Consider the following 16,698-nt stretch of genomic DNA (forward strand, 5'->3'; position numbering starts at 1 on the left):
GTCGACGAGTACGGCGTGTGCCGGCTCGGCCGCTCCCGCGCCCGCGGCGAGCGGGGCGCACGTCCGTCAACGAACGCCTCCTGAAGCGGGGTTCTCTTCCGCCGCGTTGCCGAGGACAGCATCCAGGCGGGCGGCCAGGGCCGACAGACGGGCGGTGAGCGGGGCGCCGCCGGGCTGCCGGGCCAGGCAGGCGAGGATCTCCTCGACGGCCTTGCGGACACGTGCCTTGTTGATCGGGGGGCGGGCCAGCTCCACCTTGATCACCGCTGCGGCCTGCCGGATGACATACCGCGTGTAGAGGTCCAGCCCCAGCCGATCGGCCTCGACCCGTAGGGTTTCCACCACCTGTACGGGGTCGGCACGCAGGGCAGGCTGGAAGTGCGCCCGGTAGAGCTGCTCGGGCCGTGCGTCGGTCCGATTCCGGGTCACATTTCCTTGGGAGTTGATCGCCACCTGGCTGTCGGTGATCGGGCCGAAGACATAGACCAACGGAGTGGTCGGCTCGTCGGGACGCAGGGGGCTGACCTGCTGGGGACGCGGCTCACGAGCCAGGTGCAGCAGGGACTCGTAGTCGCGGTAGTCGATGAACGGGAGCACGCCCGGCCTTTCAGGTAACCCTTCAGCCGGCCACAGCCTCCCAGTCGGCGTCCTCGGCTCCTCGTGACGGCGCTCGTCCTCGTACCGGAATCCCGCACTGGCCATGTGAACCCCCCGTGGCGAAGCCCCTACTTGAAGCGTAGCGAGCCATAGGCAGGGAGGAAGGCCTCATCCGGCATCGGAACACCGCAATCTGGCCACTCCCGCCCGGGCGGGGCTGAGCGCACGGGACGTGATCTACCTGCTGGTCGGTGGGCCGGCGCTGCGGATCGCCTTCGGGGACGGTAAGAACCGGGCGGACCGCGACGGTGCCGTCGCGGAGATCGCGCGGCAGCCCTTCGGCACGGTCCTGCTGATCGGCGGGCGGGCCGTGTTGCGCAAATACCCACAAGACGCCGAGTCTGAGGGCGTCGATTCAGAGCAGGCCCTTGTTCTTCAGAGCAGGCCCTTGTCCTTCAGATAGGTCCGCGCCACGTCCTCGGGCAGCCGTCGCCAGCTGTCCACCTGCTGGTTCATCGATGCCAGGTCCGCGGTGGTGAGTACGTCGTTGAGCTTGCCGAGTGCCTTGGTGACGCCCTCGCTGCCGGCGCGCGAGCGGTTGACGACCGGGACGATGTAGTCGGCGTTCTGCAGGTGTTTGTCGTCGGCGAGGAGGACGAGGCCGAACTCGTCGAGCGTCGCGTCCGTCGTCGTGGTCAGGACCATCTGGTCCTGGCCGCTCTGCACGGCCCGCTTCGCCTGGGTGGTGCCCACGCCCTTCGGGTCGACGCCGGTGATGTCGATGCCGTACGTCCTCTTCAACCCGGGTTCGCAGTAGGGCCGCTGGACGCACTCGTCGCCCGCCGCGAGCCGTACCGGAAGACGGGACGCGCCGAGGTCGCTGAGAGTCTTCAGGTGATGCTGCCGGGCGTACGCCGCCGTCACCGCGAAGGCGTTCTGGTCGACGGCCCTGCCCGGGTCCAGGACGGTGAGGCCGCGTGGCGCGGCGAGCGACCGGAGCGCCTTCATCGTGGTGGCGAGGTCGGGTGAGCCGACGGCCGGCGCGCCCGCACCGTGGGTCTTGGCGTTCAGCCAGTCCGCGAAGGTGGCCGCGTACTCCGGTACGACGTCGATCTGGCCGGACTCCAGGGCGGGTTCGTAGAGTTCGCGGTTGGCGACCGTCAGCATCGAGGTCTTGTATCCGGCCTGGCCGAGCAGCAGCGCGTACATCTGGGCCAGCAGGTCGCTCTCGGTGAACCCGGCCGAGCCGATGGTCAGGTGCTTGCTGTCGCCGGGCGGCGCGGTGACCGCGCCGCGGTTCTCCAGGGACGGGCCGGTGCCGCAGCCGGTCAGCAGGACCAGGCTCAGCAGAACCAGGCTCAGCGGGGCGCCGACTCGCCTCATCCGATGCCCCTCGCCCAGCGCGGTGCCAGCCGTTCGGCGATCTCGAAGACCCCCTCGACGCACAGGGCGAACACGGCGACGAGGATCGCGCCGGCGACGACCTGCGGGGTGCTCGCCAGGTTGAAGCCCGCGGTGATGATCCGGCCGAGTCCGCCGCCGCCCGCGAGCGCGGCGATCGTGGCGGTCGCGACGAGTTGGACCGCGGCGATCCGTACGCCGTTCATGACCATCGGGAGCGAAAGGGGCAGTTCCACGTGAAACAGCATCTGTCGCCCGGTCATCCCCATGCCGCGCGCCGAGCTCACCACGCTCCGGTCGACCTCGCGCATCCCGACGTAGGCGTTGGTGAGCAGCGGCGGTACGGCGAAGAGGACCAGCGCGACGACGGTCGGACCCTCGCCCCACTTGCCGAGCGGGGTGAGCAGCAGGAGGACCAGTACCGCGAAGGTGGGGACGGCGCGGCCGATGTTGGAGATGTTGACGGCGAGCGCGCCGCCCTTGCCGAGGTGGCCCAGGACGAGGGCGACGGGCAGCGCGATGAGGCAGCTGATGACGAGACAGACGACGGTCAGGACGAGGTGCTGGGCGAGGCGGTGCCAGACGCCGTCGTCCCCGGACCAGTGCGCGGGGTCGCTGAGCCAGTCCCAGGCCCCGGTCAGGGTGTTCATCCGCGGGCCGCCCGGGTCCAGGGGGTGATGAGCCGCTGCACCGCGAGCAGGAGGAGGTCCGCGGCGACGGCGATGACGACGCAGAGTACGGACGCGGTGAGGACCTGCGCCTTGAAGTAGGTGTTCATGCCCGCGTAGATGAGGTTGCCGAGTCCCCCGAAACCGACGATCGCGCCGACCGTCACCAGGGAGACCGCCGAGACGGTGGCGATGCGCAGTCCGGCCATCGAGGCGGGCACCGCGAGCGGCAGTTCCACGGTGAGCAGGAGGCGAATGGGCCCGTATCCCATGCCGCGGGCGGCCTGCCGGGTCTCCTCGGGGACGGCGCGCAGGCCCGCGAGGATATTCCGGACGAGGAGGGTCAGCGAGTAGAGGACGAGTCCGGAGACGACCAGCGTGGCCGACAGCCCGTACACGGGCAGGAGCAGCGAGAACATCGCGAGGGACGGGATGGTGTAGAGGATCGTGGTCACCGCGAGGACGGGTCCGGCCGCCCAGCCCCACCGACGGGCCAGGACGGCAAGCGGCACCGCGATGACGAGTCCGACGAGCACGGAGACGACCGTGAGCTGGAGGTGCTGGACGACCGCGTCCAGGAGGATCTGGCGGCGCGTGCTCAGATACTCACCGCAGATCCACTCGTTGCGGGCGAGACAGTCGTCCGGGGGCGCGGTCACGCGTCCATTCCATCGGGGGCGGGCGGGAGTCGGCGCGTTCTGGTGACCCGTACGGGGTGTCACTGGGTACACCCCGCGATACGGGTTCTGCGCCCCATGTGGGCCGAGCGTTCGCTCCGTAGCGTCGTGAGCGAGGCACAGGGCGTGCCGGACGGAGAGTGATGACGATGTTTCGCCGCACCTCGCGACGTACGAACGAATCGGAACCCGCTCAGGAGGCGCTGCGGCTGGTCAAGGTCGGCAAGACCTACGGCGCCGGGGAGAGCGCGGTGACCGCGCTGGACGGGGTGAGTCTCGGCCTGGCGCGGGGCAGCTTCACCGCGGTCATGGGGCCCTCGGGGTCGGGCAAGTCCACGCTGTTGCGGTGCGCGGCCGGGCTGGAGCGGCCCGACAGCGGCATCGTGCGGGTCGACGGAGTGGAGATGACGGGCGGCGGTGAGGCCGAGCTGACGAAGTTCCGGCGCGGCCGGATCGGTTTCGTCTTCCAGCAGTACAACCTGCTTCCGACGCTGACCGTCGCTCAGAACACGATCCTGCCGCTGAAACTCGCCGGGCGGCGCGTCGACCGGGCCGGGGTGCGGGAGGTCCTGACGGCGGTCGGTCTGGGCGACCGGCTCGGCAGCCTGCCGGACCAGCTCTCCGGCGGGCAGCAGCAGCGGGTGGCGATCGCCCGGGCGTTGGTCGCCGAGCCTCGGTTGATCTTCGCGGACGAGCCGACCGGCGCCCTCGACAGCCGCAGCGCACGGGATGTGCTGCGGCTGCTTCAGGAGGCGGTACGGGTGCACGGCAGGACGGTCGTCATGGTGACGCACGACCCCCTCGCCGCCTCGTACGCCGACGCGGTCGTGTTCCTCGCGGACGGGCGGATGGCCGGCCATCTGCACGCGCCGACGGCGGACGCCGTGGCGGAGCGGCTTGCGCACCTCGGCGACGACACGAGCGTGGGGGTGTGAGCCGTGTTCGCTCTGGCCCTGCGTTCCCTCCGGCAGCGCCCCGGGCGCGCCACGGCGACCCTGCTGTCCGCCTTCCTCGGCGCGGCGATCGTCATGACCTTCAACTCCCTGCACGACACGGCCGCGCAGCCGGGCGTGGACTCGGTGAGCGCCGGTTCGCTGTCCACCGCGGCGGGCGTCGTCGGCGGCTACGGCACCCTGCTGGTGTTCTTCGCGATCGCCTCGACCCTGACGGTGAACGTCCGTCAGCGCGGCACCGAAATGGAGCTGCTCAGGTGCTCCGGAGCGACTCCCGCGCAGATCAGGTGGATGGTCGTGGGTGAGGCGGTGGCAATCGCGCTGGTGGGCGCGGTACTGGCGATCGGTCCGGCGATGCTCGGCGGACGCGCCCTGCTGGGCGTCTTCCAGGACACCGGCCAGGTCGCCCGGTCCGTCGACTACTCCTTCGGTCCCGTCGCCCTCGGGTCGGGCGTCGGCATCACGGTGCCGGCGGCGGCGGGCGCGGCGTTTCTCGCGGTGCGGCGGGTGACGCTCCGCCGTCGCCCCCGGGGTCGGGCACGGACGTTCCTCGCGTACGCGGCTCTGCTCACCGGTGGTGCGGCGGTCTGTTCCACCTTCGCGTTCTCGGCCGAGGACGCCGCGCTGATGGCGCCTCCGGCGTACGGGGCGATCCTGCTGTCCGTGGGGTGCGCGCTGCTGGCGCCGCGGCTGCTGGAGGGTCTGCTCGAACGGCTGCCCCTGGCGGGCCCGAGCGGGTACCTGGCCGTACGGAACCTGCGTCGGCGTGCCGCGGAGATGTCCGGTGTCCTGATGCCGCTGATCCTCTTCACCTGCATGGCGTCGGCGACGCTGACCATGCAGGCGGTCGAGAGCGACGCGATCAAGGCCTCCGGTGTCCCCAAGTCGGTGGACGCGAAGAACCTCGAGACGCTCAACCTCACGGTCGTCGGGATCATCGTGGTCTTCTGCTGCGTCATGCTGGTCAACTCCCTGTACGCGGCGACGACTTACCGTGGCCGGGAGTTCGGGCAGCAGCGGCTGGCGGGCGCGACGCCGGGCCAGGTGCTCGGGGTGGTCGGCGCCGAGGGTGTGATCCTGACGGTGACGGGCGTCTTCTTCGGCACCCTTGCCGGGCTCGCCGGGGTCCTCGCGTTCAGCGCCGTGCGCACGGACTCCCCGTGGCCGGGCCAGGGACCTGGCATCTGGCTCGCCGTCGTCGCGGTCGCGGCGGCAGTGACCTTGGGGACCGTCCTGTTCACGGCCCGCCGCACCCTGCGGACGCCGGCCGTGGCGGCGGTGACCCTGGTCGCGTGAGCGGGCGGCGGACTGTGGGTCCGTCTGTCGGGGCGGTATGCACTGGCACCTGTCCGGCCGAGTGGCCACGATGGACTCGAAGGACGACGGTTTCCGCCGCCAGGATCCAGGCCTCGGAGGGGACGATGACGTCAGACGCCCGTTCGGGAAGCGCCGAACCGTGCGACGCCCCGCAGGAGTCGGCCTCCGCCTCCGACACGGCGGACCGGATCGTCGAGCTGCGGGAAGAGGTCGACCAGCTGAAGGAGGCCGTCACCTCGCACGCCACGGTGGACCAGGCCATCGGCATGGTGGTCGCCCTCGGCCGGGTGTCACCCGACCAGGGCTGGGCCGTCCTCCGGGAAGTCTCGCAGCACACGAACATCAAACTGCGCACTCTCGCGGAAATTATTCTCGTCTGGGGGCGGCAGGGAGATCTGCCGCCCCGTCTGGGGGCGGCAGGGAGATCTGCCGCCCGATATTCGCGCGGCTCTGGAGGACACGCTCGACAAGTACGGGCCCGCGCAAATCCCCGACGGTCCCCCCGCGCCGTAGCCGCGGAATTTGTTTGGATCTGATCCACCCAGGTAGTTCAGAGAGAGGTGGCCCGCTGGCCAACCGCTCCCGGGAGGGTTCGGCAGTGAGCTCGCCTCCGACCGCCCGGACGGGGCAACCCCCCGGGCGGCCGGGTGTTCCACCCCGAAACCGCCCGGACACCGCCTAGGCCGCATCGGCGAGCACCTGTTCGCGCAGGGTGGCGCAGCAGTCGCTGAGGAGGCGGGAGACGTGCATCTGGGAGATGCCGAGCTGATCGGCGATGCAGCTCTGCGTCATGCCCTGGAAGAAGCGCAGGTAGAGGATGGTCCGTTCGCGCTCGGGGAGCTCGCATAGGGCCGGTTTCACCGACTCGCGGTCGATGACCAGGTCGAATCCGGCGTCGGGCGCGCCCAGCGCGTCGTTGAGCGCGTAGCCGTCGTCCCCGCCGGGCAGTTCGGCGTCCAGGGAGAGGGCGGAGAAGCTGTCCAGGGCCTCGAGACCGGTGCGCACCTCGTCCTCGCTCAGGTGCGCGTACGCGGCGATCTCGGCGACGGTGGGCCGCTGGCCCTGCATCGTCTGTGACAGGTCCTTGAGGGCCGAGCGGACCCTGTTGCGTACGTCCTGGACGCGGCGCGGGACGTGCAGGGTCCACATGTGGTCGCGGAAGTGGCGTTTGATCTCGCCGGTGATGGTGGGGACGGCGTAGCTCTCGAAGGCGTTGCCGAGCTCGGGGTCGTAGCGGTCGACGGCCTTGACGAGGCCGAGCGCGGCGACCTGGTTGAGGTCCTCGACGGACTCACCTTTGCCCCGGTAGCGGCCGGCGACACGTTCCGACATGGGCAGCCAGGACCGGATGATCTCCTCGCGCAGCGCCTCCCGCTCGGGCCCTGCGGGCAGGTCGGCGAGGCGGACGAAGGCCGCGGCGGTGTCGGGGGCGTCGTCGTGGGGGTGTCTCTTGGTGCCGGATGTCATGCGCATGGTGCTCACAACTCCCTCAGGGGTTGCCGACGGGGCAGTCCCCATGGGAGGGCGAGCACAAAGAACCGGACGGGAGACACCGGCGATCTGGCGAACCAGCTCCCACGGACGTGCCTCCTGTCCGAAGCACTGAGGTGACAATTCCCCCATATCGGTCAGCCAAACTATCCGGGAACAATCCCCGGAGGATCACCCAAAGAACGTGACGCCGGGCGAGGGGACGATTCTGGAGCGTCACGAACCGGCCGCGAATCCCTATTCGTACGCCATCCGTACGACATCCGTACGCAGTGAATTCACGGCGTGATCTCCGCGCGATCTCCACACCCGCCGCCCGGCAATTCACCATGCGATGCGCCGCGCGAACGAGCGATTTCGGCGCCGGATTCCCGATGCGCATCCGAGGCGGGGCACGCCGGTACAGGGGCTGGACACGCCGGCACAGGTGACGAGCCGGCGCGCCGGACGGGCTTCAGGACGGGCTTCGGGACCGGCTTCAGGGCAGGTGCACCGCAATAGCGGGGCGCGCTGCCGACATGCCCAATTCGGATGACCGGCCGGGGTGTTGCCGTCCGCGCGGCACCGGTCCCCGGCGGCCTGCACACCCCTCACCCCACCGCGACACGGGTTGACGGGGCAGCCGCGCCATGGAAATCTGATACTCAATGCGGAGAATACAGTTCTCGCCCGAGTGGCGCCCCGGTGCGCCGCTGGCCCGCGCCGAGGGCCGGGTGGCCATCGAGCGGCTCCTCGACCGCACGGCCGACATCAGGCTCCCCGAGCGCGTGCACGGCCCCGAGGGCGAGCGCCGGTACGGCTACATTCCGACGTACATCCTGCGCGGTCTGACCAACCTGAACGTCGAGTTCACCCTCGCCGCGGAGTCGGCGCGGTGAAGGCGAAGGTCGACGAGGACCGCTGCCGGGGACACGGGGTCTGCTGGTCGCTCTGCCCCGAGGTGTTCGACCTGACCGACGACGGCTACGCGGTGGTGCGCACGCCGGAAGTACCCGCCGAGTTCGAGAACACCGTGCGTACGGCGATGGGCAGTTGCCCCGAGCGCGCGATCACGGTGGAGTGGCCGGTTGTGGCCCGCGCGGCGTGTGGACGACCTCGCGGAAGCCGAAGTCGGCGAGCCGCGCCGGGCCTCACGTGCACTTGTACGAACTCACGTGCGGCCGGCTCGTGTCCGGACGGCGGCGCACAGACCGCCGTCCACCAGGAGGTCGATCCCGCTGAGGACCGCTTCGTCCAGCGCGAGGCGGTGCGTATCGGGCCGCTCGGCGCTCGTATCTGCTCGGTGTCCCCGGGGCGGATCGACACTCCTGCACCCCGCGCTTGGTCCACGCGTACGCGATGCCGGTGTCCTCGATGCCCGGCCCGACGGCCTCCTGGACGCGGTCGAGGAACCGCTCGTCGAGCGGCTCGTCCAGCACCGCGTCGACGCCGGATCGGGGTCGGTGCCGCCGAGCGGCGGGGCCATCGACGCGAAGCACACCAGGGCCGTGCCCTCGGTGGCGAGCGGGCGGAGCGTCCGGGCCGGCAGCGCGGTCCCGACGAGGTCGACGGTGAACACGCGACGCCAGTCGGCCACGGTGGGCGAGATGCCCGCGGCGTGGGCGACGGCGCGCAGGGTGCCCAGTTCGCCGACGCGTGCGGCGAGCCCGGCCAGGCCCTCGACGACCTTTCTTCGTACCATCGGATGCGTGCCGTTTCCCAATGGATCCGGGGGTTGCGGCGTGGGTGTTCAGGTTGTGTTCAGGCCCCTCGCGGGCCCTGGCAACTCCTGCACCAGAAGCACCAAAGCAATGGCAAAGACCCCTGTGGCCAGCGCTGTTCGCCATGTCATCGTGCGGGCATGAGCACAGAGCACCTCACCCGCCGTCGTCGCGCCGCCGGCCCCGCCCATCTGGCGAGCAAGGTTCCGGAAGTCACCGTCTACTTCTGGGTGATCAAGGTGCTGACCACCGGCATGGGTGAGACCGCCTCGGACCTGCTCGCCAAGAAGCTGGGGCCGATCCCCGCCGTCGGCCTCGGCGGGCTGGCCCTCGTGGTGGCGCTCTCCGTCCAGCTCAAGGCCCGTCGCTACGTCGCCTGGATCTACTGGACGGCGATCGTGATGGTCAGCGTGTTCGGCACCATGGCCGCGGACGTCCTGCACGTCGGCCTGGGCGTCCCGTACACGATCTCCACCCCCTTCTTCATGGCCGCGCTGGCAGCCGTGTTCGCCGTCTGGTACGCCAGCGAGAAGACCCTCTCCATCCACAGCATCCACACCCGCCGCCGCGAGCTCTTCTACTGGGCCACCGTGCTGGCCACCTTCGCGCTCGGCACCGCCGCCGGTGACCTCTCCGCCACGGTCGGCCTCGGCTACCTCGGTTCGGCCGTGCTGTACGCCGTCGCCATCGCCGTCCCTGCCGTCATGCACAAGTGGGGCGCCCTCAACGCGGTGGCCGCCTTCTGGACCGCGTACGTCATCACCCGCCCGCTCGGCGCCTCGGTCGCCGACTGGATGGCCCTGAGCCACGCCCGCGGCGGCCTCGACCTCGGGCTGGGACCGGTCACCCTGTCCTGGACCGTCGCCATCATCGGCTTCGTCGGCTACCTGGCCGTGTCCCGCAACGACGTCGCAGACGCCGAACGTCTCGCGTAGGACACCGGCCGTGCGGGTGTGACCGACGGGGTCGCCCGGGTGAGGAGGCACACGGGCGGCACCTCCGTCGACGTACGACTGTCCCGGGCGCGGCCCCGGTGGACCGCCACGGCCCTCCACCCGCCGCGCCCCGGTACCGCCGCAGCGTCACTCCCCGCCGCCGTCGCACAGCGGCCGGCCGGTGCTGCTGGCGGGCGGTCGGGCAATCAGTTCTTCTCGGACGACACCCACCACGACCACATCCACCGGGGGGGCACCACCTGACGCCCGCACCGCGCTCCCGCCACGCGTCAGCAGATCCTCGGCAGCTGTTCCCCGATCGGCAGGTCGACCACCCGGGTGCCGCCCAGCCCGGTACGTGCCACCACCATGCCCGGATGGGCGTCCACGACCTCGCCGATGATCCTGGACTCGGTACCCAGCGGGTGCGCCCGCATGGTGTCCAGGACGGCGTCGGCGTGCTCCCGGGGCACGAACGCCACCAGCTTGCCCTCGTTGGCCACGTACATCGGGTCGAGGCCCAGGACGGCGCAGGCGTTGGCGACGGCCGGCGGGACCGGGACGTCACGCTCCCGGATGACGACGCCGGTGCCCGAGGCCGCCGCGATCTCGTTCAGGGCGGCGGCCAGCCCGCCCCGGGTGGGATCGCGCAGCACATGCAGATCCGGGGTGACGGCGAGCATGGCGTCGACCAGACCACCGAGCGCCGCGCAGTCGCTCTCGATCTCCACCCCGAACTCCAGGCCCTCACGCACACTCATGATCGCCACGCCGTGCACGCCCATCGCGCCGCTGACCATCACGACATCGCCGGGCACGACCCGCTGCGGACGCAGGTCGACGCCCGCCGGGATGAGTCCGATACCGGCCGTGTTGATGAAGATCCCGTCGCCGTGCCCGGCCTCCACCACCTTGGTGTCGCCGGTCGCGACCTCGACGCCCGCGGTCCGCGCCGCCGTGCCGAGCGCCGCGGCGACGCGGGCGACGGTCTCCATCTCGACGCCCTCCTCCAGGATGAAGCCGCAGGAGAGGTAGGCAGCCCGGGCGCCGCTCATGGCGAGGTCGTTGACGGTGCCGTTGACGGCAAGGTCACCGATGCTGCCGCCGGGGAAGAACAGTGGCCGCACCACGAAGGAGTCGGTGGAGAAGGCCATCCGGACACCGCCCAGCGAGAGTGCCGCCGCGTCGCCCATCTGTGCGAGCACATCGCCGCCGAAGGCGGGCGCGAAGACGTGCTGGACGAGTTCGGCGGACAGCGCTCCGCCTCCCCCGTGGCCCATGACGATCCGCGGTTGGTCGCGCAGCGGGGCCGGACAGGTCCAGGCGGCGGGGTCGAGTACGGGCGTACGGAGTTCGGTGGTGCCGGTGGTCTCAGACAACGGGGGTCGCCTCCCGGGGCGCGGGGGTGAGGTCCAGGCGCCGGTACAGGTAGTACGCGGCGCAGGCGCCCTCGCTGGAGACCATGGTGGCGCCGAGCGGGGTGCGGGGGGTGCAGAGCGTGCCGAACGCCTCGCACTCGTGCGGCTTGAGCAGGCCCTGCAGGACCTCGCCGCTGCGGCAGGCGGCCGGTTCGCGGGTCTGGATGCCATCGACCGAGAAACGGTACTCGGCGTCGTAATCCCGGTACTTCGGGGACAGCCGCCAGCCGCTGTCGGGGATCACCCCGATGCCGCGCCAGGCCCGGTCGGTGACTTCGAAGACATCCTCCAGCATGGCCCGTGCGGCAGGGTTCCCTTCCGGGCGGACGGCACGGGGGTAGGCGTTGTCGACGGTGTGTTCGCCGCGCTCCAGCTGAGCCACGGTCCGGCGTACGCCTTCGAGGATGTCCAGGGGTTCGAATCCGGTCACGACGATCGGTACCCGGAAGCGCTCCGCCAGTTCCGGGTACTCCCCCACTCCCATCACGCTGCACACGTGCCCGGCCGCCAGGAAGCCCTGGACGCGGCAGGTCGGTGACTGCATGATCGCCTCGATGGCGGGCGGTACGCGGACGTGGGACACCAGCAGGCTGAAGTTCGGGATGCCGAGCTTGCGGGCCTGATACACCGTCATCGCGTTGGGCGGCGCGGTCGTCTCGAAGCCGATGCCGAAGAAGACGACCTCGCGGTCGGGGTTCTGCTGGGCGATCCGCAGGGCGTCGAGCGGCGAGTACACGACGCGCACGTCGCCGCCCGCGCCCCGCACCTGGAACAGGTCCCGTCCCGTGCCGGGCACACGGAGCATGTCGCCGAAGGAACAGAAGATCACCCCGGGCCGGGAGGCGATCTCCAGCGCCTTGTCGATGACCTCCAACGGGGTCACACACACCGGACACCCCGGTCCATGGATCAACTCGACCTGATCCGGCAGGAGTTGGTCGATGCCGTGGCGGATGATGGTGTGCGTCTGTCCGCCGCAGACCTCCATCAGCGCCCATGGCCTGGTCACCGTGGAGTGGATGTCGTCGAGCAGCCGACGTGCCAGGTCGGGGTCCTGGAACTCGTCGATGTACTTCACTTCCGCGCCTCCTCTCCCGCGGACGGCAGGGTCTCGCCCGCCTCCGCGGCCATCTCCCAGGGGTCGCCGAACTCCTCCTGCAACAGGCCGAGGGTCGCGAACAGTTCGAGCGTCTGCTTCGCCGACTCCTCGTCGAGGCGCTGCAGGGCGAATCCGACGTGCACGATGGCGTACTCGCCGACCTGGAGGTCGGGCAGGTACTCCAGGCACACCTCCTTGACCACACCGCCGAAGTCGACGTTGGCCATCCGGGTGCCGTCCCGTTCCTCGATGTCCAGCACTCTGCCGGGTACCGCCAGGCACATGGGCCTCTCCTCGCTGTTGGTCAGTCGTTGGCTCGGGTACGGCCCTCGGCGCGCGCGGCCACCACGAGCTGCCCGAGGGCCAGACCGCCGTCGCCCGGGGGGACCAGGTGGTGGCGCAGGACCGTGAACCCGTCCGCGCCCAGGGCCGCCGCGCAGGCGGAGGACAGCAGGGAGTTGGCGAACACCCCGCCCGTCAGGGCCACTGTCTCCACCGCGTGCCGTTCACGCGCCAGCACACAGACGCGGTGCACGAGCCCGGCGACGGCCCGATGGAAGCGTGCCGCGACGACGGCCGGTCCGGCACCCGCGCGCAGGTCCTCGACGATCGCCGCGAGCACAGGTGCGGCATCCGCGAGAACGGGACCCGGATCCGGATCCACCCGGCCGCGCGGACCGGGTGCATGTCCGCCGCCGCCCGGCGCGGAGCCCATGTCCGCGGGCAGCGAACGGCAGCCCGGTGCGGGCCCGGCCGCCGCCCATGGCGCACCACCGCCCGGCCCGGGAACACCGGCCGCCCGTGGCGGGCCGTCGCCCGGCTCCGGGCCGGTGCCCGCCGGTGGCGGGACGTCGGTCAGTTCTGCCGGCCGTAGGACGAACTCATATGCGACAGGGTCCCCGGCGGGAGCCTTCAACGCGGCCGCCTCCAGCTCCATCGCCGCCTGGGCCTCGTAGCCGGCCGCGTGGCAGACGCCCGCGAGGGAGGACACCGCGTCGAAGAGGCGGCCCATGCTGGAGGTCGGGACGCAGTTCAGGTCGCGCTCCAACTGCCGCTCCAGCACGCGCCGTTCGTCGGGCGGGCAGGCGCTCACACAGGCCAGCCCGTCCGACCAGTCGATCCCCGCCGCGCGCAGATGCGCGAGCGCCATCCGGTACGGCCGTCGCACCGCCGCGTCACCGCCGGGCAGCGGCACATACGCGAGGTGCCCGAACCGGGTGAAGCCGTCGTAGTCGGCGAGCAGGATCTCCCCGCCCCACACCGCCCCGTCGTCGCCGTAGCCCGTGCCGTCGAAGGCGACCCCGATCACCGGCCGGCTGCCGTCCAGCCCGTGTTCGGCCATCGCGGCGGCGACATGGGCGTGGTGGTGCTGGACGCGTACGACGGGCCGGCCCGCCGCGTTCCGGTCGGCCCAGCGCGCCGAGCGGTATGCGGGGTGCCGGTCGGCCGCGAGCAGTTCGGGGCGTACGGGGGTGATGGACTCCAGTTGGCCCACGGCGCGTTCGAATGCGTGCTGGGTGGCGAGGTCGTCCATGTCGCCGATGTGGGCGGACAGCCAGGCCCGGCGGCCCTCGCCGAGGCAGAGCACGTTCTTGAGGTCCCCGCCGACGGCGAGGGCCGGGCGCACCGGGACCGGAAGGGTCAGCGGCAGGGGCGCATGGCCGCGCGCGCGGCGCAGCGGCAACAACTCGCCGTCGCACACGCGCACCACGGAGTCGTCACACGGCACATGGATCGGCCGGTCGTGGGTGAGCCAGCCGTCGGCCAGCCCCGCCAGCCGCTCCAGCGCCTCCCCGTCGTCCGTGACGATCGGCTCACCGGACACGTTGCCGCTGGTCATGACGAGGAGCGGGGGCCCGTCGGGGTCACCGGGCAGTCCGAACAGCAGGTGGTGCAGGGGGGTGTACGGCAGCATGACGCCGAGGTCGGGGCTGCCGGGCGCGACGGAGTCGGCGGGCCGCGGTGCCCCTGCCACGGGTACCTCCCTGCGGCGGCGCAGCAGCACGATGGGCCGGGTGACGCCGGCGAGCAGGCTCCGCTCCTCGGCGCCGATCCGTACGAGGTGCCAGAGGTCGTCGAGGCTCCGGGCCATGACGGCGAAGGGTTTGTCCCCTCGGGCCTTGCGGCGGCGCAGCAGGGCGACGGCTTCGGGGTTCGTGGCGTCGCAGGCCAGGTGGTAGCCGCCGAGGCCCTTGACCGCGAGGATCGCGCCGGCCGCCAGGAGCCGGCGGGCCTCGGCGACCGGGTCCGCTCCGGCGACGGGCTCCGGAGGGCCGCTCACGTCCGGTCGGGGGACGAGCAGCCGCAGTCGTGGGCCGCAGGCCGGGCAGGCGACGGGTTGCGCGTGGAAGCGCCGGTCGGCCGGATCGGCGTACTCGCGGGCGCAGTCGGAGCACATCGGGAAGCCGGCCATGGTCGTGTGGGAGCGGTCGTAGGGCAGACCGGTGACGATGGTGAACCGGGGGCCGCAGTGCGTGCAGTTGATGAAGGGGTGGCGGTGGCGCCGGTCGGCGGGATCGGCGAGTTCGCGCAGGCACTCGGCGCAGGTGGCCGTGTCCGGCGGGATCAGGGTGCCCGCCGGTCCGCCGGTGCGGGAGGCGAGGATGGTGAACGCGGCGTCACCGGTGACGGGTACGTCGTCGTGGTGCACGGAGTCCACGCGGGCCAGCGGCGGTGCCTGGGCGGCGATGCGGTCGCAGAACCGGGCGACGGCCGAGGGGGCGCCCTCGACCTCCGCGATGACGCCCTCGGGGGTGTTGGTGACATGGCCGGACAGTTCGAGGCCGGTGGCGAGGGTGTAGACGTACGGGCGGAAGCCGACGCCCTGCACCACACCCCGTACGGTGACCCGCCGGCGCAGCGGTGTCCCGTCGGCGACGGCGGCCGGGGAGGGCGGACCGCTCACGAGTGGGAGCGCGCCATGGCGCCGGTGCCGTGCGGGTGCTCGTGGCCCTGAGGGTGCTCACGGCCTTGCTGATGCTCATGGCCTTGCCGATGCTCAGGGTCGTGCTGGTGGTCATGGTCGTGCTGGTGGTCATGGCCGTGGTGGTGATGGCCGGTGTGTGAGGCGCCGTCAGGTCGGCGTGCCATGACGGGCTCGTGGAGCGGGACGCCGTCCGCGGCCGCCAGCGCCCGGTCGAGCAGGGCGCCGACGCCCCGGTCCCGGCGGGCCGAGGTCAGCAGTACGTCCACTCCGGGGTTGACCCGCTGGACGTTCGCGCGGAACGCCGCCTCGTCGAACTCGACGGCCTCGGCGATGTCGGTCTTGGTGACCACCACCAGGTGCGCGAGGCCGAAGGCGGTGGGGTACTTGAGCGGCTTGTCCTCGCCCTCGGTCACGGAGGCGAGCACGACTCTCAGGGTCTCTCCGAGGTCGTAGGAGGCAGGGCAGACGAGGTTGCCGACGTTCTCGACGAACAGCAGCCGGGTGTCGTCGGGCAGCCAGCCCTCCAGGTGGCGGCCGAGCATCCCGGCCTCCAGGTGGCACAGCCCGTCCGTGAGGACCTGTTTGACCGGGACGCCCGAGCGGGCCAGCCGCTCCGCGTCGTTCTCGGTGGCGAGGTCCGCGGTGAGCGCCGCGACGGGCACGGACCGCTCGCGCGCGAGCCCCAGTTCCCGTTCCAGCAGGGCGGTCTTGCCGCTGCCGGGGCTGGAGAGCAGATTGACGACCGTGGTGCCGCGGGCCGCAAGGCCGGCGCGCAGGGTGTGCGCGGTCTCGTCGTTCTTGGCCAGGACGGCCTGCTGCAGGTCGACCACACGGCACATGGTTCAGCGCTCCTCGGAGATCGGTTCGCGGGGGTGTGCGTGCGTCGGGCCGTCCTGCCACTGCACGCTGAGGATCTGGAGTTCCCGGCCCGCCAGCAGCTCTGTGGTGGCTCCGCCGCACCGCGGGCAGGTCAGCACGGGTGGCATGCCGACGGCCCATTCGTGCGCGCAGGGTGCGCAGCGGGCGCGTCCCGGCACGGCTTCGGTGACCAGTTCGGCGCCTTCCAGCACTGTTCCGGCGCAGGCCAGTTCGAAGCAGAAGGAGAGGGCGTCGGGTACGACACCGGCCAGCTCGCCCACCTGAAGCCGCACCGAGCGTACGGCCGTGACATCACCGGCCCGCTGCGCCGCCTCTTCCACCTGGCCGATCACCGCCATCGCGAGGGACATCTCGTGCATCGATCGGTCTCCGTCTCGGGCAGGGCGTCCGCCGCCCCTCATTAGAGGGGAGGCGTCCGATGGCGGCGGACCGGCACGCCGTCGCCGGCCGGCCGCGTACGCCGTTCGCCGCAACAGCACGGCACGGCGCGCGTGGCAGGGTCGTACGACCGGAAGGGCGTCGGCTCACATGCTCCGGATCCGCAGGTAGCGTCTGAGGTCGGGCAGGATCTGCACGAGGACGGCGGCGAAAGCGGCGGCCAGCGCGCCGCCGACGAGGGTCTTGATCATGACTTCTC

The 16,698-nt window shown here is 71.5% G+C and carries 19 protein-coding genes and 1 pseudogene; 7 read left to right on the forward strand and 13 right to left on the reverse strand.

The features are described from left to right. Positions 1-66: 66 nt before the first annotated feature. Entirely contained in the window at positions 67-597 is a 531-nt protein-coding gene (locus tag ACIQTP_RS04690) for a hypothetical protein (protein WP_403396270.1), read from the reverse strand. A 217-nt stretch (positions 598-814) separates the two neighbouring features. Here ACIQTP_RS04690 and ACIQTP_RS04695 point away from each other — a divergent pair, with 217 nt between their 5' ends. Next, positions 815-1,060 carry a DUF1206 domain-containing protein gene (locus ACIQTP_RS04695; protein WP_403397251.1) on the forward strand — a complete coding sequence of 82 codons (246 nt, stop codon included), beginning with the start codon at positions 815-817 and terminating at the stop codon, positions 1,058-1,060. Here the strand turns inward: ACIQTP_RS04695 and ACIQTP_RS04700 are convergent. From ACIQTP_RS04700 to ACIQTP_RS04710, 3 genes are read right to left on the reverse strand one after another with little or no spacing between them, the layout of a single operon-like run. Further along, positions 1,033-1,980, reverse strand: a complete 948-nt coding sequence (locus tag ACIQTP_RS04700; RefSeq protein WP_403396273.1) for an ABC transporter substrate-binding protein — start codon at positions 1,978-1,980, stop codon at positions 1,033-1,035. The two genes, ACIQTP_RS04695 and ACIQTP_RS04700, sit on opposite strands and share 28 nt — an antisense overlap. Beyond that, positions 1,977-2,648, reverse strand: a complete 672-nt coding sequence (locus tag ACIQTP_RS04705) for an ABC transporter permease (RefSeq protein ID WP_402033349.1) — start codon at positions 2,646-2,648, stop codon at positions 1,977-1,979. The genes ACIQTP_RS04700 and ACIQTP_RS04705 overlap by 4 nt, the downstream gene beginning before the upstream one ends. Further along, positions 2,645-3,325 (reverse strand): ABC transporter permease, encoded by a 681-nt coding sequence (locus ACIQTP_RS04710; protein ID WP_382117027.1) that lies wholly within the window; start codon positions 3,323-3,325, stop codon positions 2,645-2,647. Before ACIQTP_RS04710 ends, ACIQTP_RS04705 begins: the two co-directional genes overlap by 4 nt. Positions 3,326-3,486: 161 nt before the next feature. Between ACIQTP_RS04710 and ACIQTP_RS04715 the strand changes: the two genes are divergently transcribed. The 3 genes from ACIQTP_RS04715 (at position 3,487) to ACIQTP_RS04725 (ending at position 6,149) form a co-directional block, all read left to right on the forward strand. After that, entirely contained in the window at positions 3,487-4,278 is a 792-nt protein-coding gene (locus tag ACIQTP_RS04715) for an ABC transporter ATP-binding protein (protein WP_403396276.1), read from the forward strand. 3 nt (positions 4,279-4,281) lie between these two features. Continuing rightward, positions 4,282-5,592 (forward strand): FtsX-like permease family protein, encoded by a 1,311-nt coding sequence (locus ACIQTP_RS04720; RefSeq protein ID WP_403396278.1) that lies wholly within the window; start codon positions 4,282-4,284, stop codon positions 5,590-5,592. Between the two features lie 125 nt (positions 5,593-5,717). Further along, positions 5,718-6,149: an ANTAR domain-containing protein gene (locus ACIQTP_RS04725; RefSeq protein ID WP_403396280.1), complete on the forward strand. Its 432-nt coding sequence runs from the start codon at positions 5,718-5,720 to the stop codon at positions 6,147-6,149. A 142-nt stretch (positions 6,150-6,291) separates the two neighbouring features. Here ACIQTP_RS04725 and ACIQTP_RS04730 read toward each other — a convergent pair whose 3' ends face one another. Beyond that, positions 6,292-7,086, reverse strand: coding sequence for a SigB/SigF/SigG family RNA polymerase sigma factor (locus tag ACIQTP_RS04730; RefSeq protein WP_403396282.1), 795 nt, complete (start codon positions 7,084-7,086; stop codon positions 6,292-6,294). A 665-nt stretch (positions 7,087-7,751) separates the two neighbouring features. On the opposite strand from ACIQTP_RS04730, the gene ACIQTP_RS04735 reads away from it, so the two are divergent. Continuing rightward, complete coding sequence (locus ACIQTP_RS04735) at positions 7,752-7,982, forward strand: hypothetical protein (RefSeq protein ID WP_403396284.1); 231 nt, start codon at positions 7,752-7,754, stop codon at positions 7,980-7,982. Then, a pseudogene (locus ACIQTP_RS04740) lies at positions 7,979-8,149 on the forward strand (ferredoxin); the annotation flags it as partial. The gene ACIQTP_RS04735 and the pseudogene ACIQTP_RS04740, both read left to right, overlap by 4 nt. 105 nt (positions 8,150-8,254) lie before the next feature. On the opposite strand, the gene ACIQTP_RS04745 reads toward ACIQTP_RS04740, so the two are convergent. After that, entirely contained in the window at positions 8,255-8,785 is a 531-nt protein-coding gene (locus ACIQTP_RS04745) for a hypothetical protein (RefSeq protein ID WP_403397312.1), read from the reverse strand. A gap of 159 nt (positions 8,786-8,944) precedes the next feature. On the opposite strand from ACIQTP_RS04745, the gene ACIQTP_RS04750 reads away from it, so the two are divergent. Further along, complete coding sequence (locus ACIQTP_RS04750) at positions 8,945-9,739, forward strand: hypothetical protein (protein ID WP_403397253.1); 795 nt, start codon at positions 8,945-8,947, stop codon at positions 9,737-9,739. Between the two features lie 290 nt (positions 9,740-10,029). On the opposite strand, the gene hypE is transcribed toward ACIQTP_RS04750, so the two are convergent. From hypE to ACIQTP_RS04785, 7 genes are all read right to left on the reverse strand, one after another. Then, positions 10,030-11,118: a hydrogenase expression/formation protein HypE gene (gene hypE, locus ACIQTP_RS04755; protein ID WP_403396286.1), complete on the reverse strand. Its 1,089-nt coding sequence runs from the start codon at positions 11,116-11,118 to the stop codon at positions 10,030-10,032. Beyond that, the gene (gene hypD / locus ACIQTP_RS04760) at positions 11,111-12,235 is read right to left on the reverse strand and encodes a hydrogenase formation protein HypD (protein ID WP_403396288.1); all 1,125 of its coding nucleotides are present in this window, start codon (positions 12,233-12,235) and stop codon (positions 11,111-11,113) included. The genes hypE and hypD overlap by 8 nt, the downstream gene beginning before the upstream one ends. After that, entirely contained in the window at positions 12,232-12,540 is a 309-nt protein-coding gene (hypC, locus tag ACIQTP_RS04765) for a HypC/HybG/HupF family hydrogenase formation chaperone (RefSeq protein ID WP_388122063.1), read from the reverse strand. Before hypC ends, hypD begins: the two co-directional genes overlap by 4 nt. A gap of 20 nt (positions 12,541-12,560) precedes the next feature. Further along, a complete protein-coding gene (hypF, locus tag ACIQTP_RS04770) occupies positions 12,561-15,161 on the reverse strand; it encodes a carbamoyltransferase HypF (RefSeq protein ID WP_403396290.1) in 2,601 nt (866 codons plus the stop codon). Beyond that, positions 15,158-16,021, reverse strand: a complete 864-nt coding sequence (hypB, locus tag ACIQTP_RS04775) for a hydrogenase nickel incorporation protein HypB (protein WP_403396292.1) — start codon at positions 16,019-16,021, stop codon at positions 15,158-15,160. The genes hypF and hypB overlap by 4 nt, the downstream gene beginning before the upstream one ends. A gap of 3 nt (positions 16,022-16,024) precedes the next feature. Beyond that, on the reverse strand, positions 16,025-16,420 hold the full coding sequence (gene hypA, locus ACIQTP_RS04780; RefSeq protein ID WP_403396294.1) for a hydrogenase maturation nickel metallochaperone HypA: 396 nt from the start codon (positions 16,418-16,420) through the stop codon (positions 16,025-16,027). A 165-nt stretch (positions 16,421-16,585) separates the two neighbouring features. Next, positions 16,586-16,690: a DUF6893 family small protein gene (locus ACIQTP_RS04785; RefSeq protein ID WP_373306485.1), complete on the reverse strand. Its 105-nt coding sequence runs from the start codon at positions 16,688-16,690 to the stop codon at positions 16,586-16,588. Positions 16,691-16,698 lie beyond the last annotated feature (8 nt).

It is taken from the genome of Streptomyces sp. NPDC090798, assembly GCF_044768965.1.
Classification (GTDB): domain Bacteria; phylum Actinomycetota; class Actinomycetes; order Streptomycetales; family Streptomycetaceae; genus Streptomyces.

Excerpts from the sequence above, each read along its gene's own strand:
- ACIQTP_RS04700 (WP_403396273.1), bottom strand. The coding sequence starts at position 1,980 with ATGAGGCGAGTCGGCGCCCCGCTGAGCCTGGTTCTGCTGAGCCTGGTC.
- ACIQTP_RS04705 (WP_402033349.1), bottom strand. The coding sequence starts at position 2,648 with ATGAACACCCTGACCGGGGCCTGGGACTGGCTCAGCGACCCCGCGCAC.
- ACIQTP_RS04715 (WP_403396276.1), top strand. The coding sequence starts at position 3,487 with ATGACGATGTTTCGCCGCACCTCGCGACGTACGAACGAATCGGAACCC.
- ACIQTP_RS04725 (WP_403396280.1), top strand. The coding sequence starts at position 5,718 with ATGACGTCAGACGCCCGTTCGGGAAGCGCCGAACCGTGCGACGCCCCG.
- ACIQTP_RS04730 (WP_403396282.1), bottom strand. The coding sequence starts at position 7,086 with ATGCGCATGACATCCGGCACCAAGAGACACCCCCACGACGACGCCCCC.
- ACIQTP_RS04735 (WP_403396284.1), top strand. The coding sequence starts at position 7,752 with ATGCGGAGAATACAGTTCTCGCCCGAGTGGCGCCCCGGTGCGCCGCTG.
- ACIQTP_RS04745 (WP_403397312.1), bottom strand. The coding sequence starts at position 8,785 with ATGGTACGAAGAAAGGTCGTCGAGGGCCTGGCCGGGCTCGCCGCACGC.
- ACIQTP_RS04750 (WP_403397253.1), top strand. The coding sequence starts at position 8,945 with ATGAGCACAGAGCACCTCACCCGCCGTCGTCGCGCCGCCGGCCCCGCC.
- hypC (WP_388122063.1), bottom strand. The coding sequence starts at position 12,540 with ATGTGCCTGGCGGTACCCGGCAGAGTGCTGGACATCGAGGAACGGGAC.
- hypB (WP_403396292.1), bottom strand. The coding sequence starts at position 16,021 with ATGTGCCGTGTGGTCGACCTGCAGCAGGCCGTCCTGGCCAAGAACGAC.
- hypA (WP_403396294.1), bottom strand. The coding sequence starts at position 16,420 with ATGCACGAGATGTCCCTCGCGATGGCGGTGATCGGCCAGGTGGAAGAG.
- ACIQTP_RS04785 (WP_373306485.1), bottom strand. The coding sequence starts at position 16,690 with ATGATCAAGACCCTCGTCGGCGGCGCGCTGGCCGCCGCTTTCGCCGCC.